We start from the raw sequence: 18,006 nt of genomic DNA on the forward strand, positions 1-18,006 counted from the left end.
TTGACAGAAATTAACCAGTTCATGGTTGCAGAATGCTTTACAAATGCCCCCTAATCAGATTAGAATTTCGCACCATTTTTAATCAGCTGACACTCTTCGACTGTCAGCGTTAAACCGAATCACTCTGAGGTGAGTATTACATGCCAGTAATCAAAGTACGTGAAAACGAACCGTTTGACGTAGCACTACGTCGTTTCAAGCGCTCTTGCGAAAAAGCAGGTGTTCTTTCTGAAGTACGTCGTCGTGAGCACTTCGAAAAGCCAACAACTGTACGTAAGCGTGCGAAAGCAGCGGCAGTTAAGCGTCACCTGAAGAAATTGGCTCGCGAAAACGCGCGTCGCGTTCGTCTGTACTAATCGTCAGATAACGAAAGGATCGCGTAATGACTCTGATTGAACGTCTGAAAGACGAACAAAAAGCGGCAATGAAAGCGAGAAATAAACCTCGCCTTGGTGCCATCCGTTTGGTTCTTGCAGCTATCAAGCAACGTGAAGTTGACGAAAGAATAACACTTTCTGATGACGATGTTGTTGCTGTATTAACTAAGATGGTTAAGCAACGCCGTGACTCTGTAGCTCAATATGAAGCTGCAAGTCGCCAGGATCTTGCTGATGTTGAGCTTGCTGAAATTACAGTGCTTGAAGAATTTATGCCTCAACCACTGAGCGACGACGAAGTTGCCGCTCTGCTGGATGACGCTATTGCTTCTACAGGTGCTGCCAGCATGCAAGACATGGGTAAGCTAATGGGCGTGCTAAAACCGCAGATTCAGGGTCGTGCCGACATGGGTAAAGTTAGTCAATTAGTGAAAGCTAAGCTAGGCTAAAACTAACCCAATTCTACAACAAGCCGTGCTATCCATTAGGAATGCGCGGCTTGTTTGTATTTTACCGTCAACATTTTTCAGTCTATTTTTACACTCTATTCCCATAATTATTTTCAGGTGTTACTCATTGTATGGCAGGAAAAATCCCTCGTTCATTTATTGATGATCTCATCACACGACATGACATCGTGGATGTCATTGATGCACGAGTGAAGCTAAAGAAACAGGGTAAAAACTTCGGTGCCTGTTGTCCTTTCCATAATGAGAAAACCCCTTCCTTTTCTGTCAGCCAGGAAAAGCAGTTCTATCACTGTTTTGGCTGTGGCGTGCACGGTAACGTTCTTGACTTCGTCATGGAGTTTGATCGGCTTGAGTTTGTCGAAGCCGTTGAAGAGCTTGCCTCACAACTCGGTCTTGATGTTCCCCGTGAAGACGGCGGCAAACCTTCTGGCCCACGTACTGCAGAAAAAAGAAGCCTGTATGATCAGATGGGGTTAATTTCACAATTTTACCAATCCCAACTCCGTACTCCTGATGGACAAGTCGCGATCGATTACCTGAAAAACCGAGGCCTGTCCGGTGAAGTCGTGCAAAAATTTGGGATCGGTTATATCCCCGATCAATGGGATATGGTCCGCAGCCGTTTCGGCCGGGATCCTGAATCGCAAAAATCACTTGTCACCACCGGCATGTTGATCGAAAACGATAATGGTCGTCGTTATGACCGTTTCCGTGGCCGAGTGATGTTTCCGATCCATGATCGCCGCGGGCGCGTCATTGGCTTTGGCGGCCGGGTATTAGGTGATGGAACCCCCAAATACCTTAACTCGCCGGAAACCCCGATCTTCCATAAAGGTCGCGAATTGTACGGCCTTTATGAAGTGCTGCAAGCCCACAGGGAACCCGAAAAGCTCCTGGTTGTCGAAGGATATATGGACGTCGCAGCCCTGGCGCAATTTGGGGTTGATTATGCCGTGGCCTCTCTGGGAACGGCTACCACAGGCGATCATATCCAGACACTGTTTCGCCAGACCAGTACTGTCGTTTGCTGTTACGACGGTGATCGGGCAGGCCGGGAAGCGGCATGGCGCGCCATGGAGCAGGGACTGCCCTTCCTGACCGATGGGCGACAGTTGAAATTCATGTTTTTACCCGATGGTGAAGACCCGGATTCCTGTATTCGCAGTGAAGGCAAGGAAGCATTCGAGCAACGGATCAACCAGGCCATGCCCCTGACAGAGTTTTTATTTAATACCCTGATGCAACAAGTTGATACCAGCAGCAAAGAAGGTAAAGCCAAAATCAGCACCCTGGCGGTTCCGCTGATCGATAAAGTGCCAGGTGGAACGCTGCGACTATACTTACGTGAGCAGCTCGGGAAAAAGTTAGGTTTACCAGACGAAACACAACTTCAACAGCTAATATCAAGGCAAGGTGTTGAAACTAAAAAAGTTGGTCAACCCGACATTAAGCGAACACCAATGCGTGAGGTGATCGCATTACTGATCCAGAAACCGAACTTTGTCAACAGCCTCGAATTTGACATGGCGGCATTTGAAGGAATAAACGTAGCTGGGTTAAATTTATTGCTGTCAATAGTTGATAAATGCCGAGCTAACCCCAATATCACCACAGGCCAGCTACTAGAGAACTGGCGTGGTAATAAGCAAGAATCCATGATGGCCCGTTTGGCGGCATGGGAACTGCCTCTGTCAAAAGACGAGGACAACACTCTAGATGTATTTTTAGACGCCATGGACAAAGTAATTGGCCAGTGCGTTAAACAACAAATCGAAAAATTGCAGGCGAAATCAAATACCGTCGGCTTATCAGTCGAAGAAAAGCAGGAGTTACAGTTACTATTACTGAACCGTCCTGGCTAGTATGTAGTCAACAATTAAGAAATTTGTTATAGTTAATGGTTTGCATCTCTGCACACTAAATTCTCACTCAGACCCGAAGTTGGATATCGTCTATGGAGCAAAATCCGCAGTCTCAGCTAAAGTTACTTGTCGCGAAAGGCAAAGAGCAAGGCTATCTGACCTACGCCGAAGTAAATGATCACCTGCCGGAAGACATTGTTGATTCCGATCAGGTTGAAGACATTATCCAAATGATCAATGACATGGGTATTAAGGTAGTTGAAACCGCTCCTGATGCCGATGAATTGATGATGACTGAAGATAATGCAGATGAAGACGCCATCGAAGCGGCGGCCCAAGCGTTATCTAGCGTAGAAAGCGAGATCGGTCGTACCACTGACCCGGTTCGCATGTACATGCGTGAAATGGGTACGGTAGAACTACTTACCCGTGAAGGCGAGATTGATATCGCAAAACGCATTGAAGATGGTATTAACCAGGTTCAGTGTTCAGTAGCTGAGTATCCTTCTGCAATCGCTCACCTGTTAGAGCAATTTGATAAAGTTGAAGCCGACGAGCTTCGTCTGACTGATATCATCTCTGGCTTTATTGACCCGAACGAAGAGCAAACCGCATCACCGACGGCGACTCACATCGGTTCAGAGCTAAGCGAAAGCGAACTTGAAGATGAAGATAAAGATCTTGAAGACAGCGATGACGACGAAGAAGAAGAAGAAGATACTGGTATTGATCCAGAGTTAGCTCGCGAGAAATTCCTCGAGCTACGCAACTCTTATGAAAAAATGGCGACAGCAATTACGACTCACGGCCGCCACAATGCGAAGACCGAAGTGGCTGTTGCAGAGCTATCTGAAATTTTCAAGCAGTTCCGCCTGATCCCAAAACAGTTTGATAAGCTTGTTCGCTCACTACGTGATTCCATGGATAAAGTACGCACCAATGAGCGTCTTATCATGCGTATGTGTGTCGATAACAGCAAGATGCCAAAGAAAACCTTTATTAAATTCTTTGCTGGCAACGAATCTTCAAGTGAATGGATTGATGAAGCACTTAATTCTGGCAAGCCGTATGCCGAGCGTCTGAAGAACTATGAAGAAGATCTTCGTCGCGCATCATATAAGCTGAGAATACTGGAAAAAGAATCTGGCCTGTCAATCGAACGTATTAAAGATATCAGCCGTCGTATGTCTATCGGTGAAGCGAAAGCCCGCCGAGCGAAGAAAGAGATGGTTGAAGCAAACCTACGTCTGGTTATCTCGATTGCGAAGAAATACACCAACCGTGGTCTGCAATTCCTGGATCTGATCCAAGAAGGCAACATCGGCCTGATGAAAGCGGTAGACAAGTTCGAATACCGTCGTGGTTATAAGTTCTCAACTTATGCAACATGGTGGATCCGTCAGGCTATCACTCGTTCGATTGCTGACCAAGCGCGCACTATCCGTATTCCGGTACACATGATTGAAACGATCAACAAACTGAATCGTATCTCTCGCCAAATGCTACAGGAAATGGGTCGTGAACCTTTACCGGAAGAACTGGCTGAGCGCATGCAAATGCCTGAAGACAAAATCCGTAAAGTGCTTAAGATTGCCAAAGAGCCGATTTCGATGGAAACCCCAATTGGTGATGATGAAGATTCACACCTAGGTGATTTCATTGAAGATAACACGCTGCAGCTACCAATGGATGCCGCGACAGCAACGAACCTGCGCGGAGCAACTAACGATGTTCTGGCCGGTCTGACGCCTCGTGAAGCTAAAGTCCTTCGTATGCGTTTCGGTATCGACATGAACACTGACCACACCTTAGAGGAAGTCGGTAAGCAGTTCGACGTAACGCGTGAGCGTATTCGTCAGATCGAAGCGAAAGCACTGCGTAAACTCCGTCACCCAAGCCGTTCAGACGTGCTACGCAGTTTCCTTGACGAGTAACTGCTGAAGTTTACAATAAAAAAAGCGAACCTTCGGGTTCGCTTTTTTATTTCCGCTCCAACCTTCTGCACTGCTCTCATCATTTCTCCAGCCCGGTAATCGTAATCTCTCCTTACCTAATGATTACAAGGCAATAATTTTTTAACTGCCTAAAAAGCAAACAAAACATCGCCTTTAATCGCTAGACAAGCGTCAGGTCATCCCATATAATTTCCCGCACACTGGCCCCTTAGCTCAGTGGTTAGAGCAGGCGACTCATAATCGCTTGGTCGTCTGTTCAAGTCAGACAGGGGCCACCAGATATAGAAAGGCCGAGGCGGTTAGTAACCACTTCGGCCTTTTGCATTTCTGAAAGCTGTGTAGCATATATGTAGCATTTATTTCTATCTAACTTCAGACTCTTTGCCCCTCAATCTCATCAAATAAGAATCAAACAACAAATTTGATGTACTCATCTAAATAAACTCATAGCATTCATATGCTGACTGCCTATAAATCAATAAAAAATGCCCCCAGTCAACCACAAGGCTTACTAATCAATAAATTAGAAGAATTAAGATTGACTTACAGTACCAGAAATATATTATAAAAATCCCTGGCATAAGGCGGTTCGGTCCGTCACCTCTTACAGTTGTCACTTAGTGATTGTATGCCCGACTTGGATATCCTAATTAGTTATCTCATTAATAATTTGATTAGTTATCCCTCCAAGTCATCTTAAACAAAGTCATGCGCTTGCGCTGGGCGTGTCAGGGATGGTAAGAGGAGAATAATTATGAATAATAATTGCCGCCCTGTCGAAGATAGCACTCAGCCTAAGAAGAGTTCAATGAAGAAATTCATTCAGAACTCTGAGCTTTGTATGCGTATTTATACGTATGCAGACAAGCTTGGCCTGCTTGACAAGCTAAAGGATGTGGATTTTAGCGAACTTTTTCAGTCGATTGTAGACTTTTTGTAATTGTTAGCTACGAGAAGCGTAATACACAGGTGAGTTAGGCGGTCAAAACTTAACCAGGCCTCATCTGTGGAATCTTCGACATGGCTTTTTTTAATTACTCCTCCCCCCTCGTTTGAAGGCCAACATGAATTCACCTGTAAGCTGGACTGAAAAATATGAAGTAAAGCCAGGTCGGTGGGTATATGTCCCAAAAGAAGAAACAAAACTACTCGGTCGAAAAATCATTGATGTAGTTAATAAAAAATGGACAGCTCCCGAGTACTTTTTTCACCTTAAGAAAGGGGGGCATGTACGAGCTTTAAAAGAACATACTAAGAATGTTTTTTTCTCTTGTTTAGACCTGACTGACTTTTTTGGTTCAATGAGCCGAACAAGAGTTACACGTTCATTAAAAAGCCATATAGGTTACGAGGCAGCCAGAGCACTAGCCAAAGCCTCAACAGTTCCTCACCTAAGAATGAATGAACACAGTCACTCGATACCATATGGCTTTAGTCAATCACCGATTTTAGCCACTTTATGTCTCGATAAAAGCACGTTAGGACAATGCATAAAACAGTGCCATGAAAGTAGAGATGTCACTGTTACCATTTATATGGATGATATTGTTATTTCCTCTAGTGATTCAGTCTATCTTGCAACTTGGATAACACTATTTAAAGAAGCAGCACTAAAATCAAAACTTGTTCTCAATGACTCCAAAGAATCACCAATTGCAACAAGTGTTGAGGTTTTCAATATAGAGCTATCCCATAAACATTTAAAAGTGACAGAAGAACGATTTAATTTATTTTATAAGGCTTATAACGAAAGTGATTCACTCCAACAACGTAATGGTATTGGCGGCTATGTATGGACGGTCAATCCAGCTCAAGCTAAAATGTTAGATCAATAGAAACAATAATTATCGGTTCTAAAATACACTTATTCACAGAACTCCAAGTTAAGGCGCGCATGGCACCTGAAACGCTATGCGCCATTCATGTAAGCGGGTAATGATCGCTTTGCCCGCTATCGTGACACCTTTAAGCGCCCTGACAAGCTCGCTCTCGCAATACTGGCTGGTCTTCACAGCTCCGGTATCGGTATCAACCGACAGCTCATAGTGAGGCTGGAAAGCCTGCTCTTTGCGTTTGCAGAACACACCACCCATCAGTTGGGTAAAGCTTTTCCAATCACTGCTATCAGCCGCTTCTGTAATTTGCTGGGCCACTTTTCCTTCACCCAGTAACGACTTAAGACGGCGCAGTTCACGCCAAACAGTAACGGAGCAACCACCTAATTGCTGAAACTGCCTGATACCCCAGCAAGCGGCCCATGCATCAACACGCGCTGCGGCGTTTTTAGGATCTTCGCCATAAATTCCGGAATCCAGATTCTCACCATCGATATTCTTTGAAATGTACTTAGCGATGTAGCCTGTTGCCGATCCTTTGCTCTCGTCAATCTTGACCTCGGTGAAACGATGTTGGTCTGCGCCCTTCTCTTGGCTATCTTCGCGCATGGCATACTCACGCATGATAGACGTCATGCCTTGGTAGTGTTCCGGCTCAACAAACAAGAGTAAATGCCAGTGCGGCGTTCCATCATGCTGTGGCTCTGCAACCCGAAAACCATAGAAACGGATCCCTTCACGATGTAACTTAGAACGAATCAGCTTCCATACCTCATTGAGGTACTGCTGACCATCCAACGGCGTATAACCTTCCCAGTTGGGATTTTCCATACCAGACTTTGAATAACTGCGGTGATACTTAGACGGGCAAGTAATGGTGATAAAAGTCGCAACATGACCAAGCCCTTTCGCCAACTCTTCAAAGCCCCTCGCCCTTACCATCAACTCGGCTTTACGGATTTTAGGATCAGCGACGCCTTTTTGTGACAACTCCAATAGCGAGAAGCTCTGTCCATCCTGATTAGTTGCGATGGTGTTAGCCAGGTACTCTTGCTGAAAGTGTTTCTGGTTTATCCTGGCTTTCAAGGTTGAATTGGAACAATAGATGCCCTTAATACGATTAACCTGATTGAGGTGATGATAAACCAGCTCAACATTACGGTTATGGGCTTTACGTAACTTACGAAGCCACCACTTATCATCACAAAGACGGCCTGTGATCCCTTCCATTGAATAACTTTCACGGCTTGGAGACTTCACACCTTGAATAGTAGCAAACTGTTCAAGCTGCAAAAGTGCCTCTTCTGGTTCGTTGATATGGAAACGACGAAGAGAAAGGCAAGCAGACGAAAAACTCTTGGCATCAGCCCGTAGCCCATCTTCACTGACATTAAGATTGAGCTTTTTAATAGGAATTGAAATCTTATTGGCGAGAGAATCCGTTGTTTCCCTGAGGTACGCATTGCGATCCCGTTTGCTCGGCATTGAAAGATAATGGTTAAACAGTTTCTGCTGAACAAAATCAGGAAAAGGCCGAAGACGGCCTTTTACAAATTCCTTATCGTCCCAGTCGACCACGGCAAAATTTAACCCTGTTAGCATAACGCCATCTTCCCTTTCAGCGTGATAGAGAAGCGATCCCAACGAACACCATACTTCTGAATTTCGTGGTACTTAATCAAGCCTTCACGGCGAAGTTTGCAAATGGTTGGATGAATAATTCGAGTTGTAAGGGGATGAGATAAAATCACCTTCCCTTGCATAGAGCAGTATTCAGAGCAAACATCGAACGTATGGCCTTGCTTCAACCATTCCAATACATTCTTTTGCTCTTTAGTGAGGTTATGCATAAGCGCCCCCTTCATGAGAGAGTTGATGCATTTTGCGATGGCTATCTAACCATTGGTCGAGATCTTCTTTGAGGTATCGCACAGCGCGGCCAATTTTAATAAACGGCGGGGATTCAGTGCGGTTCTTGCGTAGCCCTTCCATTCGCGACTGACGAAGGAAGGAACGGCTCATGCCGATGTAGTGGGATGTTTCTTGTTCTGTGTATACACGTTTTTCTTGAGTTGCTGACTGCATGTTTGTGTCTCCAGTTGTTTACTGAGAGACAATCTACAACTGCAAAACGTCACGTTACGCTGAGCGTGACGTTCAGCGTGATACTTTTTGTTTTCGTTCTTTCTTTACCTCTGAAACAAGGTTTTTGAAGCGGGAAAAACCTGTTGTCACTTGGGCTTCAGTACCAACACCAAAACGGATTATCTGTTCCGAATCCATTTCATCAATCACGCACTCATCATCAAAACGACGGGTTTCGGTTAACACATCTTCTTTTAAGGCATTCCAAACCTGCCTTGACCCTAAATCAGGCCAAACATCTAAGATGGAATGAATCACCACCTTGAGCGGGTTTGTCTCCATATTTGGTTTTATTGGCTTTACCGTTTGGCTTGAAAGCGAATCCTTTTGGTTAACGGTTCGGTTAGTTACGCCTAAACGTTCAGGTTGTTTTAAGCAATCAATACCAAAATATTCGGTTAATTTTCGAATATCAAACCGTAACTGTTCTGGCTTAATTTCTATAGGTTGAATACCAAGCTGTTTAACGGGTGCATCGACAAATAAAGACATCCAATCATCAAATAACTTAACCTTTTCGCCCTGCTCTAACGCTTTTTGCTGCTTTTCCTTAATATGATTCAAAGAGGCTAGTTGGTCAGATACCTCACCAACAGAGCCACACGCCACGAACAGAGATGTAGGCACATCACTTCGGTATAGTAGCTTCGAAAAGGTGCGGTTAGGCAAACCAGCGAACCGATCCCGACAATCTACGATCGCCTTGATTCGCTCTGGCTCTTGGATCTTAAACTGTTCAAGGCGAATACTTTTGCCTTCACAAAGCAACGTTTGGGATTGTTGTTTGGTTAAGCTAACTGTACCGTTATAGTCAAACAGACCTAATAAAGCATTTGTTTTGCTTACCAAGCCGAAATCTTTTCCTTCTATCCAAGCGCATAATGCAAGATCTTGGCGCTCGACAGCATCTAGTAAGTCACTTTTGGTTAGGCTGGTTATATCGGAGATCTCATCAATTCGATAGAAATTGCGCTTTATCATATGCATCAGTTATTGGTTGCAAAGATTACAAGTTATCGATTGGGTTCGATTAGCTCAAATAGACCGCTGCATAGCCGTTAAGTGACTCGCATTTATCGATAAGAATTACTCTTTGACTCAGTTATAAACTGATTACTCAAATCCATATGGCTATCGAAAAGGCGGGAGCATTGCCTTAGGACAACGAATCTAATTTTTGGTAATTTCAACGCCAAGTTCAGCCTTTATCTATCACGCTTTTGCCCCATTCCTTGCTAGGGGTGCCAATTCGCCGATTTCAACTTACTGAATAATTTTCAGTCCATTCGGGTAATAAAGGTTTGCTCGTCATCCACAAAAGCCACAAAGCCGCCGTAATAGATAAACACCCGACCACGCCCCTCAACTAGGCAGGCAAGCTGTGGGTTCAAATCTTCTTCGTTATCCTGGCTTTGAAAAGTGCCGGTATCGGTGATTACGCCGCTGAGTGTAGGCAAATATCCATAAGTGCGCTTGGCTTGATCAATCAGGTTCAATTCGCTGGCGGTAGAGAAGCAAAAGGGGATCGCACCGGCTTCTTCGATAAATATAGTTTTCAGTTCTTCAAAAGCTGTAATCACCAGCCAGTCGATGCCGTTAACATGATGGATAAACATAGAGTTTCTCGTTAATTCTGATGCGGAGATTTTATCACTATCAGGGGCAGAACGTAGTAGAGATTTAGTTGCTAAAGGCGGTAATTCTGTGCCATTTCCGGACATTCACTAAGCCAACTTGAAACACGTTTTTGCCCCATTCGGTGTTAGATCAAATACTCATTCATAAGCTGTTCAAGCTGATTTTCGATACTTGACGTAATGTGATGATGGTCTGTTTTTCCGAGAGTCAGCATCGCACGCTACTTCCAATACCTAGCGTTGCGCAAATTTTAATGGTTCTTAGCGGCATTGTTTTTTCGCTAGCTATCAGGGACAGCTAGCTTTGATTCCTCTTAGAAGAAGCATGAGTATATTGAAAATATATTCAAACATTAAATAGCCACTTGGTATGTCATATTTATAAGCATTTGATAATCATGGTAATGTTTTACTTTTGTTGATGTCGTTCACGGATCTTAATTACAGTTGCTGATATTTTTCCACCTTGTAATAATTGCTAGTTAACATTATGAAAATTAATAAACTTTTACCCTTGGTAGCTGCCATTTCTGTTTTATGTGGCTGTGTATCGGTATCTCGAACAGAAAAACCATTCCTTTACGACATAACCACTTATCCTGAGCGCGTTGAAGTAAACAAAGATAATTGGGATGAGGTTGTAAAAGTCAGCTATATGGCTAATATGCTAATGGAAAACGATAATCGCGCTGAAATCATAAAAAAGGTGACTAATTCAGAGGTTGTGAAAGAGTGGAACTCTGCACAAACTGCCACGGTCGCACAAATGTCGACAGACTTAGCTGTGGGGCAATTTAACTCTGGGGCTGGAGCGCATGTGGCAACCGCCGTATTTGCCGCTGATGTGTTGTTGGGTGAGTTCTTCGATGGTAGTGAGGACTTCGCAACAAGAGCATGGCTACCAAAAACATACAATGGACAAGAGTTAAATACTGAGCAGCAGGCTCAAGCAGCGTTAGTCGATTTTTCTATCAAGCGAGCACAAAAAGTCGCGAAGACATTAGGCTGGGAAACAACATGTATTTATGGCTGTGAATCAACACGTATTGTAATGCATTTTAAAAATACACAAGAACGCCCACTACATGCTGATTACATCTATAAGCCTGCCGAGTTTGTCATTCAAATTTCGTTCAATCCATTGATTAAATTTGATGCTCAAGATCCCATTCATGCATTAATGGGGGAACCACTTAGTTGGAAAACTAATGGACATAACTCTTATTTTGTCAAAGTGTTGAGTGGTCTTGTACACGATGAAAGTGCTGGGTTCAAATTTACCGTTGACGAAAATAATGGAGACAAATATATTTTCGCTTACAGAAACATGGGTGAAACGCATATGGGGCGCGACATCCTTCGTACTTATCACAGCACACCATACACCTTGTTTGGTTCTAATGATCAATATCCACGCGTGATCTATTACAACGGTGTGGCTTACACGTTCTTGAGTAACAGCAACACTTATATTGCGTCTGATTATCTTGATGAACCGTATCTACTGGACGGCAAAGCGCCAGTTCGAACTCCTGTAGAGAGCCAGACACAGGTTGTAGACGGTTATTAGATACAAATATTTTGGGGACGTTTTGGGTTATAGACGCCATCTCTCCGGTCTATGCGTTCTACAATATTTGGAAAAGAAGGGAGCGTTATAGCTCCCTCATTTTTTCTATTAATATTTAGCTGGTATTACACGTTTTACATCGTATAGCGTTTTTTCTTTATCAGTATCGACCACAACATATTTCATAGCAGCACCAATCTTAATGCTTCGCTTAAGATCGCTTGCAACAACATTATTCATAGTAAGTCTTTTTGTTGTCAATCTATAGTCACTCATAAGACCGATATGTTTTTTTGCTTGAGGTGGGATATTAATCGAAAGATTATTTTTAGTTTCAATATCTTCACCAACGTAGAATGATAGCGCATCTACTTTAACGAATGAATTTGTGTTGTTAACCACCACTATTTCACTGTTATCTTTAGAAACTAAAGAGATATTCCTATCTTTTAATGCAGGGAAGTAGTCTATCTTATCTGACTTTTTGTTATTAACTTGATACGTTACAGATAGTTTTTGGTTATGGCCTAAGCCAACCGATTTGTCACAACCGCTGGTTGATAGTGACCATTGACGAAATTGATTTGTATCACAATTAACCGTAAATGTTACTAGTTCTTTTTTGAATTTTATTTGCTCATTTAGAGCTTGATATAATTCAGGCATGTCTGAAAAAACGGTCCAAGGTGTAGATAATTCAATATCGACGTGTCGCTGGCCCAACCTTATTGCTTGTTTATCAAGGGTATCCTTGTACAACTTACTTTTATCAATAAAATGAATATCTAGTGAGTTCTTTAACTGCAAATATTTTTTATCAATGGCGGCATTCAGACTATCTTCATTTTCTTGCTTATCAACAAGAAATTTATCGAGTTCGTTTCGCAACTTATTCAGGTCGATTTTTGAACTGGCATCTTTTACGGCTTTCTCATATGCATCTATGTCAAACTCACTTGTATAGTGACCTTCAGCAGATAACGCCCCAAGGCCAAAAGAGAAAACAATGTAAGCGGCATTAAGGACTGTTGATTGTGCTACATCACCTGCACTTAGTGTGGATGAACGGAACAATTGATCTTTAAGTTCCTCAGAGTCACAAATTTTATTATTGGGTTTTGAGGCACTGCCTAGTAAACCTCCGGTAGAGCAGTCAATGTTTGATACAACAAATTGAGGTTGCATGTCATGGAGAGACACCCAAGGCTCTTCAGAAATTCGACTTGGAGTTTCTCCACCGCGTTTGAATTTTGAAAAGCTGTAATTACCTTTTTTATCTTTTTCTAGGTAACCATAAAGATTAACCTCTGAGAACGCGTCACTTGTCGAAATGTTGGTTGAATCATTATTTGAATTATTAGGTGTTGAAGTTGAAGAACAGGCGCTCATCAGTACACAGGCGGTTAAAACCACTGACTGTTTTAAATTCATGATATTAAATCCATATGGGTAATATTTTATTACAACTAACAACATTATAATTGCAACACATTGTTTTTAATATCTATTGTTATGATTTGTGTGATTTATGTGATTTTTTAGCTTAGTATCCAGTTTAGAGTACGACTAAATCGAGAGATGAGTGAGTTTTCACAAGTTGTAGCAAAAAAATAAATATGATCTGCTTAATAGCCGTTACTTATAAGTTAACCAAGCTCATCGGCTCCGAAAAACTCAAATTAGAAAAAATCTAAGGTTTTTGTGCCCAAAGCAGGCAGGCTAGTGAAAATTATTTATGAGGTCATTTTGACCATCCTAAAAATTTCCCACGTTCGGTTCTTCTCGTTTGTGAGGGTAACAGTGTGAATAACGATGTCGGTAGTAACAGATCAGTACTTGGTAGTTTGAGGTACTTTCTCTTATCCGACAGATCCAAGTTTAAGCATAAGTTCTAAATCACTTCTGTCCAAAAGCAACTCAGCCGTGTTCTTTCTATCATCAACAATAGAACGCTACACTTTGATGGTGTTGTATGGCGCAATAGGAGCTAAAGCGAATTAATCACCCGATTAGGTTTACCGCAGCCGCTTTGTGCTCCGGTGCCAAATGCGCGTATCTCAAAGTCATGTTCAAATCAGCATGCCCCAACAATTCGCGAACAGTATTCAGATCAACGCCAGCCATCACCAACTTACTGGCAAAGTGATGACGTAAGTCGTGAAACTTGAAGTCTGTTATATAAGCAGCTTCCAGCACCAAGCCCCAAGGCTTCTTCACATCCGTCAGGGGTTGGCCTGTTTTCCCCTCATATATATAGAGGGAATCGGAATTTTGCTGTCGCCAACTTTCCAATATTGAAAACGCCTCATTATTAAGAGGTACGATTCGTCCTTCTTTTGATTTAGCATTACTGGCGCGGACCGTTAAGTATCGACCTGAAAAAGAAATATCCCCCCAAGCAAGGTTCAACAGCTCACCTCTACGTAATCCGGTATTCATAGCAATCAATACCAATGGCTCAAGGTAATCAGAAAAGGCTATCTCATCCAAACTCGGTGAAGGTTCTTTATGTCGTTTAATTTTGTGTTCATTTGCTGATTGTCTAGCAAGGCGAATTTTCTGATCGCGGTCTTTAAGTGCATGCCGTAATCTCTTCTCTTCCATCTCGGTTAAATATCGCACCCGAGTATTATCACTCTTGATTGCTTTAACCTTACTGAGTTCATGACTGTCAATGAGCCCCCACTCTACTGCACGAGATAATGCCCCCTTCAGAGTATTGACGGTGTAATTGATCGTTGCAGGTGCTTTACCCAATCTACGTTGTTCACTGCGCCACTTTTCCAAATCCCACGCTGTTATTTGGTCAAGGTCTCTTTTTAACAGGAGGTCGAATCGAGAACGAAGGTGGTTAACGATTCGGTTAGCTGTTTTAGGATTGCGGGTATGTAAGAAAGGGAGGTAACGTTCTTTGAGGAAGACTGACAAATTGAGGTGTTTACGACGAAGGGTATCTTCTCTTGTTTGTTTCTTCACGGCATGAACATCATTACCTTTTGCTACCTCACCCATTTTCTCTTTGGCAAGGTCTCGAGCCTGTGCTGGCGTTAGATCACTGGCGGGACCAATCTTGTAGTTGACCTGTTTTCCATCAAGACGGTAGTAAAGGTAATAGACGATACGACCCGCACTGGAGATTCGAGCATGAAAACCGAGAATCTCAGTATCATTGAGTCGTTTGTCTTCAACTGTGAGCTGTTTGATGGTTGAGGCCGATATCTTCTTCTTCAATGCCATTTCATTCGCTTCCCTGCATTAGGCCACTCTCTATATGTAGCATATATGTAGCAAATGAATTGTATTTCAGTAGATCTCAGTGAACAACGAAAAACCAACTCGTAACTATAAGTCATTGATAACAAATGGAGTTATGTCACATTACTGTTCACTGGCGTTCATTGGAATTCACTAAAAAATCGACTCATAATCGCTTGGTCGTCTGTTCAAGTCAGACAGGGGCCACCAGATATAGAAAGGCCGAAGCGGTTAATAACCACTTCGGCCTTTTGCATTTCTAAAAGCTGTACTACAAATTTTTCAGGCTTCCATTCCCGACGACTATTCCCCCAGCAGAGAGTGCTTTATCCTCCGGCCGCAACGCTGGCAACCCGTTTTACAGATGCACAGACTTGCCGAAGTATCGTTATATACACCTATAACGCGGGGCTGAATCATCCTGCTTGTAACTCGCATCACTCCTAATCGGACTTGATTCATTTAACACGCCGCTGCCCCAAAACGTATTTCAGGACTTCCTGTTAGCCATTACAGTGGTTAATGAGGTCCCTAGCACTACAAGCTCTCTATCCAGAGCCACTACCATTCACCGAATAGGACACAAATATGTGCACTCGATATCTACGTTTGACAATGTTTGACAATCAAACTAAATTGACAATCAAACTAAATTGACAATCAAATAATTTGACAATCAAACTAATGGTGGGACTTTGAACTTATCACTAAAACATCATCATGATTTTTCAGGCCATAACCATCATGGTGAAAAGAGAACGTTCTACGTACTGATACTAACGGTCATGACAATGATCGTTGAGATTGTTGCAGGGACAGTATTTGGTTCAATGGCGCTGTTGGCTGACGGCTGGCATATGGGAACTCATGCTGCTGCATTCTGCATAACATTATTCGCATACCGTTATGCTAAAAAACACGCGGAAAATGATAGATTTTCGTTTGGTACCGGCAAGGTGAGTGTGCTTGGTGGCTACACGAGTGCGATTGCATTAGGGATTGTGGCGTTATTAATGTTTGCGGAGTCTGTACATCGATTATTTAACCCACAAAACATCCAGTTTAATGAGGCTATAACTGTCGCATGTGTCGGTCTGGCAGTAAACGTTGCAAGTATGTTCTTGCTTGGAGATCATCATCATGATCATGACCACTCTCATTCACATGATAATGGGCATAGCCACCACCATGATCATAACCTCAGAGCCGCATACCTACATGTTCTCGCAGATACACTCACTTCACTGCTCGCAATAGTCGCACTACTTTTTGGCAAGTTTTATGGATGGAACTGGCTTGATGCCTTTATGGGTATGGTGGGAGCCGTCGTAATTACGAAATGGACACTTAACTTGCTCAACCAAACGAGCCCAATCTTACTTGATGAGAATATTGACGAGGCATATCGTATTGCCATCAAAGATGAACTTGCTCCTTTTGCGACGGTAACTGACTTACACATTTGGAAAATTAGTGGGCACCATTACTCTGCAGCAATAACACTGGACTCAACAACCAGTTTGACGGCTGGTGAATACAAGCAAAAGCTTGCCAAGTTTGATAAGATTAATCATCTTACTCTGGAAGTACATACCTCATCACCATGCGAAACATAGAGCTTTTAAATCAACTTCTTACTGAGTTTTACGATAAAATGTCGTCTTGGGAGCAATCTGTTGTGAGAGAAACGGGTTACTCCCTTGCTCAAGTTCATACGATAGAAGTGTTAGGTGTTCATGGTGCTTTGAGGATGAAAGAACTAGCAGAGAAACTAGGGATCACGACTGGAACCTTAACGGTTCAAATCGAAAAACTCGTTACCGCAAACTTAATCGAGCGTTGTGCCCATCCTAGTGACCGCAGAGCTATCGTTGTCAGACTGACAGAAGAAGGTCAGATAATTCACCGCCATCATAATCAATTACACTTGGATTTAGTTAAGGATCTCACTAGACATATCGATCCTGAACATGAGGAGCTTTTTGCTTCATGCCTTAATAAAATGAACCAAGAATTTTAACAAGGTGTGATAAAAAAGACGCAACGCTGTTCATCGCGGTTGCGCCTCATTAAAGCGTGGATTATAGGATTGGGGTGATATCTTGCTTGGTATATTCGTCAGCTTTTACATCAACTGGCGTATAGTGTTGATAAATCATACACCTCTTGACAAAACTCCACGCTAAGGGGCGAATGTTAAACGCTAACACCCTGCCCAATTGTCCTGACCACTCACCCACCCTAGAAAAGATTGGCGACTGAAAATTCACTGAATCATGACTGAGTATTGTCTAGAGGTAACCTGCGTATATGAGATGTGGATGGCACTAAACCGATAGATTCAAACCAAATGCAAAGCCCTTTACTTTCTATCTTTGACTTCGGTCACAACCTGACAGCCATTCAATTTCCGCATGCGATTTTTTGCTTGGCTTGGTCACATTTATTGATAACAAGCATATATTTAACAATTGAACTATAGGATACTTTCGTCATTAGTTTAACGCATTGCTTTTCCATATAGGACATAAAATGAACGTGTACCTCAAATGGCAATCAACTTCGGCGCTAACATTGTTAGCCTGGTATAACGTAGATCACAAACTATCCTTTCATTTATCTTCAGAGTAAAGTCTAGAGGCGAATTTAGCGCAGCCTCAAAAAATCAATATATTTTAACAACTAACTTTTAATGTTATTAGGTTAATTTAATTGTGTGGTGTCAATTCGCACCTGCATATTTAACCCATAATAATGAACGTTAATTTTTAACTTGTTTTTCATATTGGAAAATAACATGAATATGTATCTGAGATGGCAATCATCATCTTTGTCATTGCTGACACCATGGTATATTGAAGATAATAAAATATCTTACTATTTCCCATAAAAATCATTCT

At 42.6% G+C, this 18,006-nt stretch carries 17 protein-coding genes, 1 tRNA gene and 1 pseudogene; 12 read left to right on the forward strand and 7 right to left on the reverse strand.

What is annotated here, in order from left to right:
• The first annotated feature begins 140 nt into the window (after nt 1-140).
• The 7 genes from rpsU to AC2204_RS14055 all read left to right on the forward strand — a co-directional run bounded on the left by rpsU (nt 141) and on the right by AC2204_RS14055 (nt 6,499).
• Complete coding sequence (gene rpsU, locus AC2204_RS14025) at nt 141-356, forward strand: 30S ribosomal protein S21 (protein WP_062691783.1); 216 nt, start codon at nt 141-143, stop codon at nt 354-356.
• A 26-nt stretch (nt 357-382) separates the two neighbouring features.
• Nucleotides 383-826: a GatB/YqeY domain-containing protein gene (locus AC2204_RS14030; protein WP_318926306.1), complete on the forward strand. Its 444-nt coding sequence runs from the start codon at nt 383-385 to the stop codon at nt 824-826.
• A 131-nt stretch (nt 827-957) separates the two neighbouring features.
• Nucleotides 958-2,709, forward strand: coding sequence for a DNA primase (dnaG, locus tag AC2204_RS14035; protein ID WP_318926307.1), 1,752 nt, complete (start codon nt 958-960; stop codon nt 2,707-2,709).
• A 92-nt stretch (nt 2,710-2,801) separates the two neighbouring features.
• Nucleotides 2,802-4,643, forward strand: a complete 1,842-nt coding sequence (rpoD, locus tag AC2204_RS14040; protein WP_318926308.1) for an RNA polymerase sigma factor RpoD — start codon at nt 2,802-2,804, stop codon at nt 4,641-4,643.
• 223 nt (nt 4,644-4,866) lie between these two features.
• Nucleotides 4,867-4,942 (forward strand) — tRNA-Ile (locus AC2204_RS14045).
• A gap of 476 nt (nt 4,943-5,418) precedes the next feature.
• Nucleotides 5,419-5,604, forward strand: a complete 186-nt coding sequence (locus AC2204_RS14050) for a hypothetical protein (protein ID WP_318926309.1) — start codon at nt 5,419-5,421, stop codon at nt 5,602-5,604.
• Nucleotides 5,605-5,728: 124 nt separating this feature from the next.
• The gene (locus AC2204_RS14055; protein WP_318926310.1) at nt 5,729-6,499 is read left to right on the forward strand and encodes a reverse transcriptase domain-containing protein; all 771 of its coding nucleotides are present in this window, start codon (nt 5,729-5,731) and stop codon (nt 6,497-6,499) included.
• Between the two features lie 48 nt (nt 6,500-6,547).
• Here the strand turns inward: AC2204_RS14055 and AC2204_RS14060 are convergent, their stop codons facing one another.
• The 5 genes from AC2204_RS14060 to AC2204_RS14080 form a co-directional block, all read right to left on the reverse strand.
• Entirely contained in the window at nt 6,548-8,101 is a 1,554-nt protein-coding gene (locus tag AC2204_RS14060) for a replication endonuclease (protein WP_318926311.1), read from the reverse strand.
• Nucleotides 8,095-8,349 carry a hypothetical protein gene (locus AC2204_RS14065; protein ID WP_318926312.1) on the reverse strand — a complete coding sequence of 85 codons (255 nt, stop codon included), beginning with the start codon at nt 8,347-8,349 and terminating at the stop codon, nt 8,095-8,097. The genes AC2204_RS14060 and AC2204_RS14065 overlap by 7 nt, the downstream gene beginning before the upstream one ends.
• A complete protein-coding gene (locus AC2204_RS14070) occupies nt 8,342-8,584 on the reverse strand; it encodes a helix-turn-helix transcriptional regulator (RefSeq protein ID WP_318926313.1) in 243 nt (80 codons plus the stop codon). The genes AC2204_RS14065 and AC2204_RS14070 overlap by 8 nt, the downstream gene beginning before the upstream one ends.
• A gap of 72 nt (nt 8,585-8,656) precedes the next feature.
• Nucleotides 8,657-9,625 (reverse strand): hypothetical protein, encoded by a 969-nt coding sequence (locus AC2204_RS14075; protein ID WP_318926314.1) that lies wholly within the window; start codon nt 9,623-9,625, stop codon nt 8,657-8,659.
• A 296-nt stretch (nt 9,626-9,921) separates the two neighbouring features.
• The gene (locus AC2204_RS14080; protein ID WP_036802973.1) at nt 9,922-10,260 is read right to left on the reverse strand and encodes a hypothetical protein; all 339 of its coding nucleotides are present in this window, start codon (nt 10,258-10,260) and stop codon (nt 9,922-9,924) included.
• 511 nt (nt 10,261-10,771) lie between these two features.
• On the opposite strand from AC2204_RS14080, the gene AC2204_RS14085 reads away from it, so the two are divergent.
• Nucleotides 10,772-11,851, forward strand: a complete 1,080-nt coding sequence (locus tag AC2204_RS14085; protein ID WP_318926315.1) for a hypothetical protein — start codon at nt 10,772-10,774, stop codon at nt 11,849-11,851.
• A gap of 108 nt (nt 11,852-11,959) precedes the next feature.
• Here AC2204_RS14085 and AC2204_RS14090 read toward each other — a convergent pair whose 3' ends face one another.
• Together AC2204_RS14090 and AC2204_RS14095 are read right to left on the reverse strand one after the other, a co-directional pair.
• The gene (locus tag AC2204_RS14090; RefSeq protein ID WP_318926316.1) at nt 11,960-13,282 is read right to left on the reverse strand and encodes a hypothetical protein; all 1,323 of its coding nucleotides are present in this window, start codon (nt 13,280-13,282) and stop codon (nt 11,960-11,962) included.
• A gap of 570 nt (nt 13,283-13,852) precedes the next feature.
• Complete coding sequence (locus tag AC2204_RS14095; protein WP_318926317.1) at nt 13,853-15,088, reverse strand: site-specific integrase; 1,236 nt, start codon at nt 15,086-15,088, stop codon at nt 13,853-13,855.
• 713 nt (nt 15,089-15,801) lie between these two features.
• Between AC2204_RS14095 and dmeF the strand changes: the two are divergent.
• The 4 genes and pseudogenes from dmeF to tnaC (AC2204_RS14115) all read left to right on the forward strand — a co-directional run bounded on the left by dmeF (nt 15,802) and on the right by tnaC (AC2204_RS14115) (nt 17,996).
• Nucleotides 15,802-16,747: pseudogene (gene dmeF / locus AC2204_RS14100) on the forward strand (CDF family Co(II)/Ni(II) efflux transporter DmeF).
• The gene (locus tag AC2204_RS14105; RefSeq protein WP_318926319.1) at nt 16,710-17,126 is read left to right on the forward strand and encodes a MarR family winged helix-turn-helix transcriptional regulator; all 417 of its coding nucleotides are present in this window, start codon (nt 16,710-16,712) and stop codon (nt 17,124-17,126) included. Before dmeF ends, AC2204_RS14105 begins: the two are co-directional and overlap by 38 nt.
• 512 nt (nt 17,127-17,638) lie before the next feature.
• A complete protein-coding gene (gene tnaC, locus AC2204_RS14110; RefSeq protein ID WP_413466705.1) occupies nt 17,639-17,737 on the forward strand; it encodes a tryptophanase leader peptide in 99 nt (32 codons plus the stop codon).
• A gap of 172 nt (nt 17,738-17,909) precedes the next feature.
• The gene (gene tnaC / locus AC2204_RS14115) at nt 17,910-17,996 is read left to right on the forward strand and encodes a tryptophanase leader peptide (protein ID WP_413466707.1); all 87 of its coding nucleotides are present in this window, start codon (nt 17,910-17,912) and stop codon (nt 17,994-17,996) included.
• The last annotated feature ends 10 nt before the right edge of the window (nt 17,997-18,006 follow it).

It is taken from the genome of Photobacterium sp. (assembly GCF_057456235.1).